General features: G+C 67.1%; 11 protein-coding genes. 4 read left to right on the forward strand and 7 right to left on the reverse strand.

The genetic code is table 11. The features are described from left to right. Nucleotides 1-44: 44 nt before the first annotated feature. Entirely contained in the window at nucleotides 45-1,487 is a 1,443-nt protein-coding gene (locus tag AC4D2R_RS01265) for an FAD-dependent oxidoreductase (protein ID WP_490936698.1), read from the reverse strand. A gap of 200 nt (nucleotides 1,488-1,687) precedes the next feature. Between AC4D2R_RS01265 and rarD the strand changes: the two genes are divergently transcribed. Beyond that, entirely contained in the window at nucleotides 1,688-2,689 is a 1,002-nt protein-coding gene (rarD, locus tag AC4D2R_RS01270; RefSeq protein WP_490936700.1) for an EamA family transporter RarD, read from the forward strand. 204 nt (nucleotides 2,690-2,893) lie between these two features. Then, nucleotides 2,894-4,201, forward strand: a complete 1,308-nt coding sequence (locus AC4D2R_RS01275) for an erythromycin esterase family protein (RefSeq protein WP_490936702.1) — start codon at nucleotides 2,894-2,896, stop codon at nucleotides 4,199-4,201. 18 nt (nucleotides 4,202-4,219) lie between these two features. On the opposite strand, the gene AC4D2R_RS01280 is transcribed toward AC4D2R_RS01275, so the two are convergent. From AC4D2R_RS01280 to AC4D2R_RS01295, 4 genes are all read right to left on the reverse strand, one after another. Beyond that, nucleotides 4,220-6,349: an amylo-alpha-1,6-glucosidase gene (locus AC4D2R_RS01280; RefSeq protein ID WP_490936704.1), complete on the reverse strand. Its 2,130-nt coding sequence runs from the start codon at nucleotides 6,347-6,349 to the stop codon at nucleotides 4,220-4,222. Between the two features lie 98 nt (nucleotides 6,350-6,447). Further along, nucleotides 6,448-7,467 (reverse strand): glycosyltransferase family 4 protein, encoded by a 1,020-nt coding sequence (locus AC4D2R_RS01285; protein WP_490936706.1) that lies wholly within the window; start codon nucleotides 7,465-7,467, stop codon nucleotides 6,448-6,450. Between the two features lie 243 nt (nucleotides 7,468-7,710). After that, the gene (locus AC4D2R_RS01290; protein ID WP_490936708.1) at nucleotides 7,711-9,240 is read right to left on the reverse strand and encodes an APC family permease; all 1,530 of its coding nucleotides are present in this window, start codon (nucleotides 9,238-9,240) and stop codon (nucleotides 7,711-7,713) included. Beyond that, the gene (locus AC4D2R_RS01295) at nucleotides 9,237-10,658 is read right to left on the reverse strand and encodes a flavin monoamine oxidase family protein (RefSeq protein ID WP_490936710.1); all 1,422 of its coding nucleotides are present in this window, start codon (nucleotides 10,656-10,658) and stop codon (nucleotides 9,237-9,239) included. The genes AC4D2R_RS01290 and AC4D2R_RS01295 overlap by 4 nt, the downstream gene beginning before the upstream one ends. A gap of 131 nt (nucleotides 10,659-10,789) precedes the next feature. Between AC4D2R_RS01295 and AC4D2R_RS01300 the strand changes: the two genes are divergently transcribed. Continuing rightward, nucleotides 10,790-11,467: a TetR/AcrR family transcriptional regulator gene (locus AC4D2R_RS01300; RefSeq protein ID WP_490936712.1), complete on the forward strand. Its 678-nt coding sequence runs from the start codon at nucleotides 10,790-10,792 to the stop codon at nucleotides 11,465-11,467. Between the two features lie 37 nt (nucleotides 11,468-11,504). Here the strand turns inward: AC4D2R_RS01300 and gabT are convergent, their stop codons facing one another. Both gabT and AC4D2R_RS01310 read right to left on the reverse strand, forming a co-directional pair. Next, nucleotides 11,505-12,878, reverse strand: coding sequence for a 4-aminobutyrate--2-oxoglutarate transaminase (gabT, locus tag AC4D2R_RS01305; protein WP_490936714.1), 1,374 nt, complete (start codon nucleotides 12,876-12,878; stop codon nucleotides 11,505-11,507). A 16-nt stretch (nucleotides 12,879-12,894) separates the two neighbouring features. Then, nucleotides 12,895-14,334, reverse strand: coding sequence for a gamma-aminobutyraldehyde dehydrogenase (locus tag AC4D2R_RS01310; protein WP_490901112.1), 1,440 nt, complete (start codon nucleotides 14,332-14,334; stop codon nucleotides 12,895-12,897). A 179-nt stretch (nucleotides 14,335-14,513) separates the two neighbouring features. On the opposite strand from AC4D2R_RS01310, the gene AC4D2R_RS01315 reads away from it, so the two are divergent. Continuing rightward, the gene (locus AC4D2R_RS01315; protein WP_490936716.1) at nucleotides 14,514-15,932 is read left to right on the forward strand and encodes a PucR family transcriptional regulator; all 1,419 of its coding nucleotides are present in this window, start codon (nucleotides 14,514-14,516) and stop codon (nucleotides 15,930-15,932) included. Nucleotides 15,933-15,997: the final 65 nt, after the last annotated feature.

Raw genomic sequence — 15,997 nt, forward strand, 5'->3', positions numbered from 1 at the left:
TGTCCCGCCACACCGGGCGGCCGGGACTCACAGTGTAACCGAGGTCACTTCCCGCGCGATATCGCAATCATGTGATCACGCGGGACCACCTTGACCCGCTCCCGGATGAGCTCGGCACTGCCCGTGGTGTTGACGTAGTTGGCACCCAGTTTGAGCTCGTGTGCGTCGAGTTTCAGCCAGCCCTCCCACGTGGTGTACTCGACGCCACGGCCCTCCAGCAGGGCGATGACGGCGTCCTCGGAGGGGTCTTCCGCGGGCGGCAGGTTAAGGCGGTCCTCAAGCAGGAACCCAATGGTTTCAAGGGCGTCGCCCTTGGTGTGCCCGATCAGCCCGACGGGGCCGCGCTTGATCCAGCCCGTTGCGTAGATGCCCGGAACGGGGTTGCCGTCCACATCGATGACCCGTCCACCCTCGTTCGGGATGACCCCGCGGACGGCGTCGAATCCTACCTCGGGAAGTTCGGACCCGAAGTATCCGATTGCCCGGTACACGGCCTGCACCGGGTAGTCAAGGAATTCACCGGTTCCGCGGACGGTGCCTTCGCCGGTGAGCTCGGTGCGCTCGAAGCGGATTCCGGCTACCTTGCCGGGGGTCTCCGGAGAGTCGTAAATCTCCACGGGGGTGTGGAGGAAGTGCAGGTGGAGCCGGCGGGAGGCGCCCGTGGGCTCGTCCTCGACGAGCCAGTTGGTCAGCGTCTTGACCATTGTCTTGGTCTGGTTGTTCGAGGCGATCTGCTGCTCGGAGGCTTCGTCGAAGTCGAAGTCCTCCGGGTACAGGACGATGTCGACGTCGCGGGAATGGGAAAGCTCACGCAGCTCAAGCGGGGTGAATTTCACCTGCGCTGGCCCGCGGCGGCCGAAGACGTGGACGTCGGTCACGGGTGAGCTCTTCAGCCCCGCATAGACGTTGTCGGGGATCTCGGTGGTCAGGAGGTCATCGGCGTGCTTGGAGAGCACCCGGGCGACGTCGAGGGCCACGTTGCCGTTGCCGATCACCGCGATTTCCTTGGCGGTCAGCGGCCATTCGCGGCTGACGTCGGGGTGGCCGTCGTACCAGGAGACGAAGTCGGCGCCCCCGAAGGATCCCTCAAGCTCGATGCCGGGGATATTGAGGTCGGCGTCCTTGACGGCTCCGGTGGCGAAGATGACGGCGTCGTAGAAGCGGCGGAAGTCCGAAAGGGTGAGGTCCCGGCCGTAGTGGACGTTGCCGAGGAACCGGATGTCACCGCGGTCCAGCACCTTGTGCAGGGCGTTGACGATGCCCTTGATGCGCGGATGGTCGGGGGCCACGCCGTACCGGATCAGTCCGTAGGGCGCCGGGTACTGGTCGAAGAGGTCGATGCTGACCTCGAAGTCGCCTCCCTGGACCTGGTGGGACTTCGTCAGGATATCCGCGGCGTAAACGCCTGCCGGCCCGGATCCGATGATCGCGACCCGCAGCGGGCGTCCCCCGGCTGAGGTAGACACTGATTTGCCTTCTTCCGACATGGAAACACTCCCGATGGATATTCTGCGCAATTAGCGCACAGTCCCTTATTCTAAATGCCGCTCCTAGGGGCCGTCTAAAACAGTGGCGCGGATCACCGTCACGGATTGCCGCCGCGGCCCGGCGGCGGGGCTCGGCGGCGGGGCTCGCCCGGCGCAGTGAGCGGCGGAATAAAAGCCCGCCCGAACCGGTTCGCTTGAATGTGACCGGAGCAACAGAAGCCAAACCGAAACGCCCGGCCCGCAGTGAAAACTCGCTGGGCATCCTGTATGGCATCGGTGCCTACGGGCTGTGGGGCCTGCTTCCCCTCTACTTCATCGTGCTCAAGCCCGCCGGACCGGTTGAGATCGTTGCGAACCGCGTCCTCTGGTCGCTGCTGTTCTGTGCCCTCCTGCTGACGGTCATGAAAGCCTGGCCGACGGTCACCGCGGCGGTGCGCACCCCCCGCATTGTGGGGATCCTGGCCGTGGCGAGCGCCCTTATCGCCCTGAACTGGCTCACCTACACCTACGGGGTGACCACGGGGCACGCCATCGAGGCGGCGCTGGGGTACTTCATCAACCCGATCGTTTCGGTGCTGCTGGGCGTGATCGTACTGCGCGAGAAGCTCCGGCGGCTGCAGTGGGTGGCGATCGGAATGGGTTTCGTCGCCGTCATTGTCCTGGCCGTCGGGTACGGGTCGGTGCCGTGGATCGCGCTGACGCTCGCCTTCTCGTTCGGCCTGTACGGCTTCGTCAAGAAACGGGTTGGCCCGCGCGTCGACGCCGTTTCCAGCCTCAGCATTGAAACCGCGCTGCTGGCGCCCGTCGCTGCCGGGGTGATGATCTGGCTCGCTTCAACCGGCTCCGCCACCCTGACCTCCGAGGGAAGCGCCCACTTCTGGATCATGGCCGCCTCCGGGGTGATCACCGCTGTGCCGCTGATCTTCTTCGGGGCCGCCGCCCGCCGCCTGCCGCTGAGCACGATCGGGCTGCTGCAGTACCTGGCTCCGATTCTCCAGTTCCTCCTTGCCTATCTGGTGCTCGGCGAGGAAATGCCGCTGGAGCGGTGGATCGGGTTCAGCCTGGTGTGGCTTGGCCTGGCCCTGCTGACCATTGACATGCTGCGGACCGTACGCCGCTCCGCCCGCCCCGGAAAGGGTTCGCGCAGGCCCGCGGCGGGCGTCGCGGTCTCAGGGGACAAGGCGGCCCGGATTTCCTCCTAGCCGCACGCCGGCTAGGCATTTCGCCGTCGCGGCGCAAGGGGAAAAAGCCAGGCACGGTCCACCTGCGGGCCGCGCCCGACCGGGATAGTGTCGATAGCGTCGGGAACATGAGCCGTCAGGGGCAGGGGATCCGTCCATTCACGCCCGGGATGGCAGGAATCGGGATTTTCTTGAGGTCCGCACCTGGGAGCTGAGGCGAGATCCATGGAGAACGAGACAGCATCGGCCAGGAAAGCGGCATTGCCGCTGCGGTCGGAAATGGACCTCGATCCCCTGCTTGAGCGCATCGGCGGCGCCCGGTACGTCCTCATCGGAGAGGCTTCCCACGGGACGCACGAGTTCTATGCATGGCGGGCGGCGCTCTCCCGGCGCCTCGTCGAAGAGAAGGGGTTCACCTTCGTGGCGGTCGAGGGCGACTGGCCGGACTGCTACGCCGTGCACCGTTCGGTGACTTCCGCACCCGAGGCGCCGGAGGATCCCGTCGAGGTGCTGCGCGGCTATGACCGCTGGCCGACCTGGATGTGGGCGAACGACGATGTAGCCGACTTCACCCGCTGGCTCCGACGCTTCAACGCCGGCCGTGCGCCGGATAACCGGGCGGGCTTTTACGGTCTCGACGTGTACAGCCTGTGGGATTCCCTGCGGGCGGCGCTTGGGTACCTGGAACAGCACCACCCCCAGCACGTCGACATCGCACTCGAGGCCTTCCGCTGCTTCGAGCCCTATGCGGAGGACCCGCAGTCCTATGCGCGGGCCACGCAGTGGGTTCCCAGCGGATGCGAGTCCGAAGTCCTGAGGCTCCTGACGGAACTTCGAAGCTACATCGCCGAGGCCGGCGACGCCGACAGGTCGAGCCGCTTCAACGCCGAACAGAACGCGCGCTCGGCCGCTGGGGCGGAGGCCTATTACCGGACCGTTGTGAAGGGCGGGCCGGATTCCTGGAATGTCCGTGACCGGCACATGGTGGAGACGCTCGAGGAATTGATGAAGCACCACGGCCCCGGCGCGAAGGCCGTCGTGTGGGAGCACAACACGCATATCGGGGATGCCCGCTGGACCAATATGGCCGATGCCGGAATGGTCAACGTCGGGCAGCTGGTCAGGGAAGCCCATCCCCCGGAGGAGGTCGTGCTTGTCGGTTTCGGGTCGCACCACGGGAAGGTGCTGGCCTCCTCCAAATGGGGCGGGGCCGTCCGCTCGATGACCATGCCGGCGGCAAGGAAGGGCAGCACCGAAAGCTTCCTCCACGACGCGCTGGGCGAAGACCGTTCCGCCCTGTTCGTCTTCGACGGCTCGGAGGGCGACTGGGCGGGCGCGTCCAGCGGCCACCGGGCCATCGGGGTGGTGTACTACCCCCACGCCGAGCGGTGGGGCAACTATGTGCCGACGGTGCTGAACAGGAGGTATGACGCCTTCCTGTGGATCGATGAGACAACGGCCCTTTCGGCCCTGCAGGAAAACTTGAGGCACGGGCACGCTAACGAGATGGAAACCTGGCCAACCGGAACCTAGCCGGAGGGCGTGCAGGGCCTAGAAGAGATCCTCCAGGGGCCCGCGGGGGCCGGGGCGGTGCTTCAGCCCGTCCGGGAGTCCTTCGATGGTCCCGTCCCTTCCCTCGCCGCGCAGGGTGACCCGTGAAGCGCCGAGCCGGACGTTGCCTGCGCTGATGCTCCCAAATTCCTCCGGCAGGACCGGGGCCAGGCACACCTCACCCTGCGGAAGGAGGGGGTCGAAGCGAAGGAGGGTGCGCAGGAGGTGAACCGGCGACGCCGAGGCCCAGGCCTGGGGGGAACACGACGTCGGGTAGGGAACGGGATCGGCGAACTCGTCGCGGGAGAAGCCGCAGAAGAGCTCAGGCAGCCGGCCGTCGAAGTGCTCTGCCGCGTCGAACAGTCCCCGGGCAACCCTGACCGCTTCCTCGACGAATCCATACCGCATGATGCCCGCGGCCACCAGGGTGGTGTCGTGCGGCCAGACGGAGCCGTTGTGATAACTGACCGGGTTGTAGGCGCCCATGTCCGAGGCGAGCGTGCGGATCCCCCATCCGGTGAACATCTCCGGCGACATGAGCCGCTCGACCACCAGGGGCGCCTTGTCGGCGTCGACGATGCCCAGCCACAGGCAGTGGCCCATGTTTGAGGCGCAGGCATCCACTGGTTCCTTGTCCTTGTCCAGCGCCACGGCAAAGTAGCCCTTGTCCGGCAGCCAGAACCGGTCGTTGAACTCGGCCTTCACATACGCAGCCTTGTGCGCCCACCGTGCGGCGCCCGTGTCGTCTCCGAGCTGCCGTGCCAGCAGTGCCCGCCCCAGGTACGCACTGTAGACGTAGGCCTGCACCTCACAGAGCGCCAGTGGAGCCTCGGCCAGCCGCCCGTCGGCGAAGTTGATGCCGTCCCACGAGTCCTTCCACCCCTGGTTCACCAGGCCGTGGTCGTTCCTCCGTCCGTATTCAACGAACCCGTCGCCGTCGCGGTCGCCATACCGTTCGATCCACTGCAGGGCCCGGTCGGCGTGGGGCAGCAGGGAGGAGAGCAGGTCGTTCGCCAGGCCCCAGCGGCCCAGTTCACCGAGGAGTGCCACAAACAGGGGGGTGGCGTCGGCGGTGCCGTAGTAGGCGTGGTTTCCGCCGAGGGCGATCCCCCCGCTGGTTCCCAGCCGGACCTCGTGCAGTATCCGTCCGGGCTCCTCCTCGGTTGCCCGGTCAACCTTCGCGCCCTGCATCGACGCAAGGGTCTGGAGGGTTCCGGTGGCCAGCGAGGGATCCACGGTCAGCGCCATGTAGGAGGAGATGAGGGAGTCCCTGCCGAACAGCGCCATGAACCAGGGGGCGCCTGCTGCCACAGCCGCCCGTCCCGGGTCGTCTGGATCGAAGATCCTCAGGGCGCCGAGGTCCTCCTGGCTGCGGGTGAGAACGTGTTCGACGTTCCTGTCGGTGATCGAGAGCCGGGGGACTTCCCGCTCCCAGTCGGCATACCGGCGCGCCGCAACATGGTGCACCGAGTCTGCGGTGGGTGAAAACGGCTCATCCGGGCCGGCACCCTCCACGAGGGGGGTGCTGATGATCCGGACCGACCACGACTCCCGCGGCCCGACTTCCGCCAGGAACAGGAGCGCGCTCTCGGTGACAACCGCTCCGGGCGCGCTGATTGCAACCCCCCGCTGGGACCCGTTCCGCGCCGAATCGATCCGCAGCTCATCCCCGCGGACCTGCCGTGTGCACTCCTTTGAGGTGGGGATCCTTCCGCCTTTGACGTCGAAGAGGTCGCTGAGGTCGGCATCGATAAGGATGTGGATCCGGCAGCTGACCTGCCGCTGCGAAAAATTGCGGACCTTGATGTCATCGCGCAGCCCCGGGCCGACCTCGCGTTCGTGTTCCACAACGATGGGGCTGTCGGCACCACCATCGGATCCGCCCGGCCTGCCGACGAAGACCGCCCGGTAGGGTTCCCGCGTTCCCGCCGTCAGGGGTTCCAGCGGGGAGCCGTCGACAGTGAGCTGCCACCGCGAGAGGATGCGGGTGTCCTGGTAGAACGCGCCCTGGGGAAGGCCGGGAAGGATGTCTCCGCTCTGGGCCGAGATGCAGAATGAGGAACCTTCAACGATGGTCACTGCACCGAGGCCCGGTGAACCCGCAGCAGTATCCGCATTCCATGCGTTCATGGACCGCTCCCTATCGATATTCCGCTACCGACAAGCCGTTGGGCCGTCGCCCCCGTCAATCGTCCCGCAACCCGAATTGCGGGGCAATTTGCTACGGCTCACCCCGCCGTCGCGGTCTGGAGATACAGGGCCAGGTGCTCCCTGACCATGCGTTCGGCGCTGAAACGCTCCTCGGCGCGGGCCCGGATGACGCGCCGGTCCAGTCCCGCCGCCGAGGTCAGGAGCGGTGCCAGCGCTTGAGGGGTGTCGGCGAAATATCCTGTCACCCCGGGCTCGACGATTTCGGGGGCAGCTCCAAGCGGAGTGGTGACCACCGGTGTGCCGGTGGCAAGGGCCTCGATCATCACCAGCCCGAAGGGTTCCGGCCACTGGATCGGGTTCAAAAGGGCACCCGCGTCCCCCAGGAGCGCGTACTTGTCGCCGTCGGCAACCTCACCGAGGAACTCCTCATTCGCCCCGAGGATCGGTTCCACGGCGTCGTGGAAGTACTGAAGTTCAATGGCTTCACGCATTTTCGCCGCGATCTTCAGGGGAATTCCGGCGGCCCGGGCGGTGATGATTGCCTCGACCACGCCCTTGTCCGCGCACATGCGCCCGAGGAAACAGACATAGCCGCCCTTCCCCTGTCCGACCGGCACGGCGGAAAAGTCCATGCCGTGGTGAATGACGGCGGCCACCCGGATATCCGGCGAGCCGCTGAGCTGGCTGTGGGAGATCGCGATGATCGCCGTGTCCTGCGACGCGGTCCGGTACACCGCGCGGCTGACGGGGGTCAACCGGTTGTGGATCGTTGCAACCACAGGCACGCCCGGTGGCCGGTGCCGGTACAACGGTCCCGTGGGGGTGTGGTCATGGATGAGATCGACGTCGGCAAGCCCGGCATAGGCGCGCGCAACGTGCGGCAGCTCCGAGCCGGTGATGCCGAGCGGCGAAGGATCCGAAACGTCGGTTCCCGGAAGCAACGGAACCGGGCACTTGCTGTCGGCCGGGGCTGCCAGCAGCACTTCGTGGCCGGCTTCGGTGAGGCCCCGCGCCAGGGAGTCGACCATCAACTCAACACCGCCGTAACCCAGCGGCGGAACCGGAAGCCACGGTCCTGCGATCAACCCAACACGCATCGTGAAACGCCTCGCACTGCCGTCTCCCCGGATTGTCGCGACTTTCGCTGGAAAGGGCATCGCGGTGCAGCCCAGCGCGGACTTCGCCTTCCGGGGAGTTCAGTACGTTGATGCTAAGCCTCCTGATGGATTTCGTCGAGCGTTAAGGGAAACCCGGCTTGCCGCCCATGGCAAAGGCCGCCGACGGAATCCTCCTGGGAGGTCCCGCCGGCGGCCTTGTCCGGAATGTCCGGCCAGCTTGGGTCAGGCGTCGGTCTCTGCCGAGGTGCCCTTCCGCAGGCCGGTCCCCTTGAAGAAGCCTGGATTGACCCGGTACTGGACCGCCATGAGCACGACGCCGAGCAGGAGCACGCCGATGCCGAGGATGAACACCATTCCGACACCGCCGACCTCCGAGCCCGAGCCGTAGGCCGGATCCATTGAGTCAAATGCGGTCTTGACGAACATCACCAGGAGGATGACCCCGCCCAGGAGCGGTGCGAGGAACTTTCCAAGGAAGTTCCGGGGGTTGGTGAAGGCCTCTGCCCGGAAGTACCAGACGCAGGCCAGGGCGGTGATGCCGTAGTAGAAGCAGATCATCATGCCCAGGGCCGTGATCGTGTCCCACAGCGCGTTCTCCGAAAGGACGCGGGTGACCACATAGAACCCTCCGGCGGCGACGGCCGCAGCGACGGTGGCGTAGCGCGGAGACAGGTAGCGGGGGCTGACCTTGCCGTACTTGGCCGGAAGGGCGTCGTAGTGGCCCATCGCGAGCAGGGTCCTGGCGGGCGAGACGAAGGTGGACTGCAGCGAGGACGCGGAGCTGCTCAGGACGGCCATCGACATCAGGATGGCGAACGGGCCCATGACCGGCCCGGCCAGCGCTGCGAAGATGCTGCCCTGGTTGTCGGGGTTGCCCGCGCCGAGCTCGCCCTCGCCGACCCCGGCGTAGGACAGCGTTGCCAGGGCGACGATCAGGTAGATGGCCATGATGACGACGATGGTGACGCCGGCGGCACGTCCCGGAGTCTTCTTGGGGTTCGTCGCTTCCTCGTTCATCGTGAGGCAGACATCCCAGCCCCAGTAGATGAAGATCGACAGCGAGACGCCTGCCGCAAACGCGGAGAAGGACCCGACGGCGAACGGGTTGAACCATTCGGCGCTGATGGGGGTGGCATCGAAGGCCGTGCCGTTGGCCACGTGGGCGAATGCCGCGATGGCGAACCAGGCGAGGACGATCAGCTGGAAGGTGACGAGCACGTACTGGACGGTCTTGATCGTCTCCATGCCCCGGTAGGAGATCCAGCAGGCGATGGTGATGAAGATCAGGGTGGTGATGATGTTGACCGGCAGGTTCAGGGTGAGGTCGGCGAGCGCCTCGTTGCCCGTGACCTGCGCGAGCATCAGGTAGAAGAAGTCAACGGCGACGGCGGCCAGGTTCGACAGGACGATGATCGTCGCGGCGATCGAACCCCAGCCGGCCATCCAGCCGATCCACGGGCCGAAGGCCCGGGTGGCCCATGTGAAGGAGGTGCCCGAGTCGGGCATCGCCTTATTGAGTTCCCGGTAGCCGAGGGCCACAAGGAGCATTGGGATGAACCCGACGAGGAAGATGGCGGGCAGGTTCACCCCCACCTCCGCCACGGTTGGGCCGAGGGCGGCCGTGAGCGTGTAGGCGGGGGCGATGCTTGAGACACCGATGACGACGGCGCCCAGCAGCCCGACGGAGCCGGCGCTGAGGCCCTTCCTGCTGAGGCCCGTCCCACGGCCGGCTGTCTTTACCTCTGTACTCATTGGGTCACCTTCGTGAAGAGGGAGCCCGGGCCGGAAAGGGCGCCGGGTGATGGAGCGAGGATTGTGCTGAGAATTTCCGCGGTGCGCTGTCCCATCCGCACGGCGCCGTCCACGTGCTGGTAGCCCTCGCCCGCGATGTCGGAGCAGGACCAGTGGATGGGGCCCACGGGCGTGCGCTGGTGCGGCCCGTAGCGGTGAAGGCCGCCGAGGTCGAAGCTGGCGGCGTAGGCGCCGCGCGTCCACTCCTCGGAGCCCCAGTCCGACTCGTAGTACACCTCCGGGGTGAGCGCCTGATCCCCCAGGTAGGTGGCGATCGACTCAAGGACCCGCCTGCGGCGTTCGACGGGCTCGAGTTCGAACAGTGCGTCGGCCTTCTCGTCCGAGACGAACCCGACGAGGGTTCCGCGCGGGTCTTCGTGGTTGGTGTTGTCGTAGACCTCCTGCACCACCTGTCCGGCGCCGAAGCCGGTGCCGCAGAGACCTGCGTCGCGCCAGAACGGCCGGCTGTAGACCGCGTGGACCTTGATCACCAGGCCCAGCGACTGGTGCTGGTGCATCTGGTGCTGCCTGCGCGGCAGCGGCGGCTCGTAGGACAACCGGGAGTAGAGGTTCGGCGGGACTGCAACGACGGCGTACCGGGCGTTGACGGTGACCCTGTCGGACACCGCGGTGACCGCGGTGCGGTCGGGCCCCTCGGACCAGCGCAGGGTACGCACCGGGGTGTCGAGGAAGACGTCATCGCCGAGACCGGCGGCAAGACGCTGGGACAGCGACTGCATCCCGCCGATAACCCGGCGGTCAAGGATGAAGTCTTCGTTCACCAGGTTCGAGAACGAACCGGCGCTCGCGGCCATGTGGACCGCCTGCAGGGCCGAGAACGCGTGGGCGGGCTTGGTCAGCATCCCGCCGGCGATGAACAGCCCGATGTTGTTGCAGGCCTCCTCATCGTCCGAGCGCCGGCGCAGCCAGGTGGAGAAGGAGACGGTGTCGAGTGCACGCGCGTCCGTATGCTCCCAGGGGGCGTCGGGGTTGGTCTGCGCTGCAAGTTCATCAAGGATCGCGGTCAGCCGGTCCATTTCCGCGGCGGTGTGCTCGTTCACGGGAAAGGTCTCCCCCGAGTAGCGCTGGGGGACCCCGTCGGCGCCGACGTAGACGGCCTCGCCCTCGCGGTAGCGGGGGAACGTCTCAAGCCCGAGTTCACCGAGCAGGCCGATCAGCGCCGTCTGGTCCGGCGAGACCCACTGGCCGCCGACCTCGAGGACGGCGCCGTCGACGTCGTCGGTGTGGGTGCGTCCGCCAACGCGGTCCCTTGCTTCAAGCACCGCAACGGAGTGCCCGGCCTTTCGCAGCTCCCATGCCGCGGTCAGGCCCGAGGGCCCCGCTCCAATCACGACGACGTCGCGCTCTACAGTCTTCATTTTCTCCTCCCAGCGTCCGTGACCTCCGCCACAAAATGAACGCTATTCATTTACTGGGAAGACTCTAGCGGGCCGGTGACGGTTTGGGAAGAGCCATAGGATAACGTCGAAGTGAGGAACAGGAGCCCTGAATGAGTGAAGCCGCCCCGGAGGCACACCGGCGCGCCGGACGGCCGCCCAAGGGCGTCCTGTCCCGGGCACGGATCACCCGCGCGGCCCTGGCCCTGATCGCGGCCGAGGGGTACGACGGCCTGACCATGTCGGCCCTGGCCAAACGGCTGAAGGTGGCGCCGTCGGCCCTCTACAACCACGCCGGATCCAAGCAGGAGGTCCTCAGCTGGGTCCAGGACCATGTCATGACGATGGTCGACTTCAGCGCCTTCGCCACCGAACCTTGGGATGAGGCGGTGCGGCGCTGGGCATGGTCCTACCGGGAGGTTTTCGCCCGGCACGCCCCGCTGGTTCCGGTGATCGCCGTCATGCCCGTGACGGACGCAGCCGACACCCTGCGCATGTACGAGGAGGTGGCCCGCGGGTTCCTGGCCGCCGGCTGGCCCGAGGAGCGCGTTGTCCCGGCGATCGTAGCGCTCGAATCGTTCATCTACGGGTCGGCGCTGGACGTCTCGGCGCCAAGCAACATCTTCGACTCCGGCGCCCTGGGCGGGGAGTTCCCTGTCTTCACGGCCGCGGTGCGCAGCGCAGCCCAGCCCGGATCGGGCGGCGCCGGGGGCCGCACGGCGGCGGACATCGCCTTCAGCGCCGGCCTCGAGGCGCTCATCACCGGCCTCAAACTGCAGATAACCACGTAACTCCCCCGGAATCACGTGGTTATCTGCAGTTTCGCGGCTACTTGGTGGAGCGGATGACGGTCTCGAGCACGTCGAGCCCGTCGAGGAGCAGCTCGTCGCCCATCACCAGCGGCGGCAGCAGGCGGATCACGTTGCCGTAGGTGCCGCAGGTGAGGATGATAACTCCGGCCTGGAGGCACGCGGCGGCGATCGCCTTGGTGGCCTCGGGGTTCGGCGCGGTGCTTCCTTCCTTCACGAACTCGATGGCGAGCATCGCGCCGCGGCCCCGGATGTCGCCGATGATCCCGGATTCCCCGAGCTCGTCCTTCAGCGCCCTGAGCCGGGGCATCACGAGCTCCTCGATGTGGCGGGCACGTCCGGCGAGGTCCTGCTCCTTCATCGTGCCGATCGAGGCGAGGGCGGCCGCGCAGGCCACCGGGTTGCCGCCGTAGGTTCCGCCGAGGCCGCCCGGGTGGACGGCGTCGAGCAGGTCGGCGCGGCCGGTGATCGCCGACAGCGGCATACCGCCGGCAATCCCCTTGGCCATGGTGATGATGTCGGGCACGACGCCCTCGTGGTTCACGGCGAACCACTCACCGGTGCGGCAGAACCCGGACTGGACCTCGTCGGCGATGAAGACGACGCCGTTGGCCTTGGCCCACTCGGCCAGCGCGGGGAGGAAGCCCTCGGCGGGGACGATGAAGCCGCCCTCGCCCTGGATGGGCTCGATGATGATCGCGGCGACTGAGTCTCCGCCGAGCTGCTTCTCGATCATGGTGATGGCCCGCTGGGCGGCCTCGGCACCGGTGATCGACGGGTTCTCCTCGCGGTACGGGTAGCTCATCGGCATCCGGTACACCTCGGGCGCGAACGGCCCGAAGTTCGTCTTGTACGGCATCGACTTGGCGGTCAGCGCCATCGTGAGGTTGGTGCGGCCGTGGTAGGCGTGGTCGAAGGCGACGACGGCGTTGCGGCCGGTGGCAAGGCGCGCCACCTTGACGGCGTTCTCCACGGCCTCGGCGCCGGAGTTGAAGAGCACCGTGCGCTTTTCGAAGTCACCCGGGGTCAGTTCGGCCAGCTGCTCGGCGACCGCTATGTATCCCTCGTACGGGGTGACCATGAAGCAGGTGTGGGTGAAGTGCCCGACCTGCTCCTGCACTGCGCTCACGACGGCGGGATCGGAGGCCCCGACGCTCGTGACGGCAATGCCCGAGCCAAGGTCGATGAACGAGTTCCCGTCGACGTCCTTGATGATGCCGCCGTCGGCGTCGGCCGCGTAGACCGGCACGCCGGACGCGACGCCCTTGGCGATGACGGCGCTGCGGCGGGCATCGAGGGCGGCGGACTTCGGGCCGGGGAAGGTGCCGGTGATGTTGCGCTTCTGCTCGAGCCGGAATCCGGGTCCGACCGCGGAGGTGGAGAGAGTTGTCATGAAATTCGTTTCCCTTCTAGACATCCAGCGCGCTCATCACGTGCTTGATCCGTGTGTAGTCTTCGACGCCGTACAGCGAGAGGTCCTTCCCGTAGCCGGAGCTCTTGAACCCGCCGTGCGGCATCTCCGCGGTGAGCATGATGTGCGTGTTGATCCACACGGCGCCGAAGTCCAGGTCGCGGGATACGCGCATGGCCGTGCCGTGGTCGGTTGTCCACACGCTTGAGGCGAGGGCGAAATCAACGTCGTTGGCCATCTCCACGGCTTCAGCCTCGGTGAGGAACTTCTGGACGGTGAGGATCGGGCCGAACGTCTCCTTCTGAACAATGTCGTCGCTCTGCTCGGCTCCGGTGACGATCGTGGGTTCGAAGAAGTAACCCTTGTCGCCCGCACGCTTGCCGCCGGTGGCAACCTGGCAGTGAGCCGGCAGGGAGTCGATGACCGAGTTGACCGCGTTGAAGTGGTTGATGTTGTTCAGCGGCCCGAAATAGTTCTCCGAGTCGTCCTGGCTGCCGGTCTTGAGCGTCTTGGTGTGCTCGACCATCGCCGCGACAAGCTCGTCGTGGGCGGGTTCCTGGACGAGGACGCGCGTGACCGCGGTGCAGTCCTGGCCCGCGTTGAAGAAGGCGAACTCGGCGAGCGCCTCGGCGGTCTTCTTGAGGTCGGCATCGGCGAAGACGACGGCGGGGGCCTTGCCGCCAAGCTCCAGGTGGGCCCGCTTCAGGCCCTTGGCCGCGCTCGAGGCGACGGCGATGCCCGCCCGCACCGAACCGGTGATCGAGACGAGCCCGGGAGTCTTGTGCTCGGTCATCATGGAGCCGGTCTCGGCGTTGCCGAGCACCACGTTCAGCACGCCCGGGGGCAGGATGTCCTGCGTGAGCCGCGCCAGGAGCAGCGTCGATTCGGGGGTGGTGTCGCTGGGCTTGAGGACGACAGTGTTGCCTGCGGCAAGTGCGGGGCCGATCTTCCACACCGCCATGAGCAGCGGGTAGTTCCAGGGTGCGACCTGCGCAACGACGCCGATGGGCTCGCGACGGATGTAGGAGGTGTGGCCCTCCATGTACTCCCCGGCCGACTTGCCCTCAAGGATGCGGGAGGCTCCGGCGAAGAAGCGCAGCTGGTCGGCGCCCGCGGCAACCTCCTCGGCGGCGATCATCTCGCGCACCTGGCCGGTGTTGCGGTGCTGGGCCTCCACGAGGTCGTCGCTTGCTGCCTCCACGGCGTCGGCGAGGCGCAACAGCATCAGCTGGCGCTGGCCCGGGGTCACGTGCTTCCAGGACTTGAAGGCGGTGGCGGCGGCATCCATTGCCGCGTCGACGTCCGCCTGGAGCGACACCGGCGCCTTCGCGACGAGTTCACCGTTGGTGGGGTTGACGATGTCGAGGATTTCCGTGCCGGAGATCGAAACGAACTCGCCGTTGATGTAGTTCTGCAGGGTCTGGACCACGGTGTGCATCCCTTTCATTGTGCGGACGGCCGTCGGCGGGCAACAACTATCACCGGCGGCAGCGCGAGAGTCAATGCAGACCCTACGCGCCGCCGGCGGAAAACTCCAAGGTGCTGGTGCACAGGGGAATTGCGAAACACTCATGCAGCCGCACAATAATTTCAGCCCGCCTCTCCTACTCTTGGTACATGGCTATCTCACTGTCAACGTTGCTCGCCGCGCCCCGGCTCGGCCTGACGCCCGTCGGCAGCGCACCCGCCTCCGACGCCGGAATCCAGTGGGTCGCCGTGACCGAGCTTGAGGATCCGCTTCCGTTCCTCGGCGGTGGCGAGGTGGTGCTGACAACCGGCGTCCGGTTCCAGAACGCCTCAGCGGAGCGCGCGTTCGTGCGGCGGGTCGCCGAGGCGGGGGCCCTGGCGGTCGGGTTCGGCGTCGGGTTCTCCCACGACCACGCCCCGGAAGGCCTTGTCGACGAGGCCAACCGGGTGGGCCTTCCAGTGTTCGAGGTGCCATACCAGACACCCTTCATCGCCATCGGCAAGATTGTTGCCGACTCCCTCTCCGCGGACCACTATGCCCGGCTCGAGGGACTGCTTCTCGGTTACCAGAGGCTCGCGGCGGCGCTCCTGGGCGGAGGCGGCCTGGCGCGGCTGCTCGAGGAGCTCGCGGCGATCCTGGGCAGCGACGTCTCCCTGTCCCAGTACGGAACCCGCATCGCCGGCACCTCCTCAGCCGACGACGGGGACCCGCGCGGCTGGCACCGCGTGCCGGTTGCCACGGGCCTGAAGGACCGGTGCACCCTTGCCATCGCCGAGCCGTACACGCCTGCCGGGATCGTCGACTACGCGCAGAGCCTCATCAGCGTCGAACTGAGCAACCAGGCGCGGCGGCGCTTCGGCGAGCGTTCGGCGGCGGGGCAGCTGCTGCAGGACGTCGTGCGCGGCACCCTCACCGGGCCCGACGCCGGAGCCCGGCTTCAGAGCACGGGCCTCGACACGTCGTGCCGGCACGTCGCGGTGATCATCGAGGTCGCCTCGGGGCAGCGCCGGGCACTGCGCACCCTGCCGCTGCCCGCCAACTGCGCCGGGACGGTCAGCGCCATCATCGACGAGCGCCTTGTCGTCATCGCCACCGAGGCCGCCGGTGCCGAACTCGGGGAAACCGTTGCCGCCTACCTCCACGCTGCGGGATTCACCGCCCGCGTGGGAATCGGCGGAGCCTACGCGGGCGTGAACGGCCTGCGATGGAGCTACTTCGAGGCGCGGGAATCACTGACCCGCGGCAATCCGATCAACCATCCCAACCGGCTGAGCCTGACCTCCCTGCTCATGACCAGCGAGGACGTCCCCCTTGCCGACCTCGCATCCGAGGTCCTGGCGCCGGTCAGCGCCTTCGACGCCAAGCACGGGGCCGGGCTGATGACCACCCTTGAGAAGTACCTTGCCCTCAACGGGTCTGTCGCTGCCGTTGCGGACGCCCTGCAGCTGCACCGCAACACGGTGCGCTACCGCCTCCAGCAGATCGTCGACCTCACGGGGTACGACCCGGCGGTCACCGCCGACCGGGTGCACCTCTACCTGGCCCTGCACGTTCGGGCGCTGCGGTAGCACCGTAAAGCGGCCGTTCCGTATGTTTCTGAAGTTATCCGAGTGAAACTTGAGATTGGTAGCGT

The sequence above is a fragment of the Arthrobacter sp. TJ-217 genome (assembly GCF_058269255.1).

Excerpts from the sequence above, each read along its gene's own strand:
- AC4D2R_RS01275 (WP_490936702.1), top strand. The coding sequence starts at position 2,894 with ATGGAGAACGAGACAGCATCGGCCAGGAAAGCGGCATTGCCGCTGCGG.
- AC4D2R_RS01280 (WP_490936704.1), bottom strand. The coding sequence starts at position 6,349 with ATGAACGCATGGAATGCGGATACTGCTGCGGGTTCACCGGGCCTCGGT.
- AC4D2R_RS01295 (WP_490936710.1), bottom strand. The coding sequence starts at position 10,658 with ATGAAGACTGTAGAGCGCGACGTCGTCGTGATTGGAGCGGGGCCCTCG.
- gabT (WP_490936714.1), bottom strand. The coding sequence starts at position 12,878 with ATGACAACTCTCTCCACCTCCGCGGTCGGACCCGGATTCCGGCTCGAG.
- AC4D2R_RS01285 (WP_490936706.1), bottom strand. The coding sequence starts at position 7,467 with ATGCGTGTTGGGTTGATCGCAGGACCGTGGCTTCCGGTTCCGCCGCTG.
- AC4D2R_RS01315 (WP_490936716.1), top strand. The coding sequence starts at position 14,514 with ATGGCTATCTCACTGTCAACGTTGCTCGCCGCGCCCCGGCTCGGCCTG.
- AC4D2R_RS01265 (WP_490936698.1), bottom strand. The coding sequence starts at position 1,487 with ATGTCGGAAGAAGGCAAATCAGTGTCTACCTCAGCCGGGGGACGCCCG.
- AC4D2R_RS01310 (WP_490901112.1), bottom strand. The coding sequence starts at position 14,334 with ATGCACACCGTGGTCCAGACCCTGCAGAACTACATCAACGGCGAGTTC.
- AC4D2R_RS01300 (WP_490936712.1), top strand. The coding sequence starts at position 10,790 with ATGAGTGAAGCCGCCCCGGAGGCACACCGGCGCGCCGGACGGCCGCCC.
- AC4D2R_RS01290 (WP_490936708.1), bottom strand. The coding sequence starts at position 9,240 with ATGAGTACAGAGGTAAAGACAGCCGGCCGTGGGACGGGCCTCAGCAGG.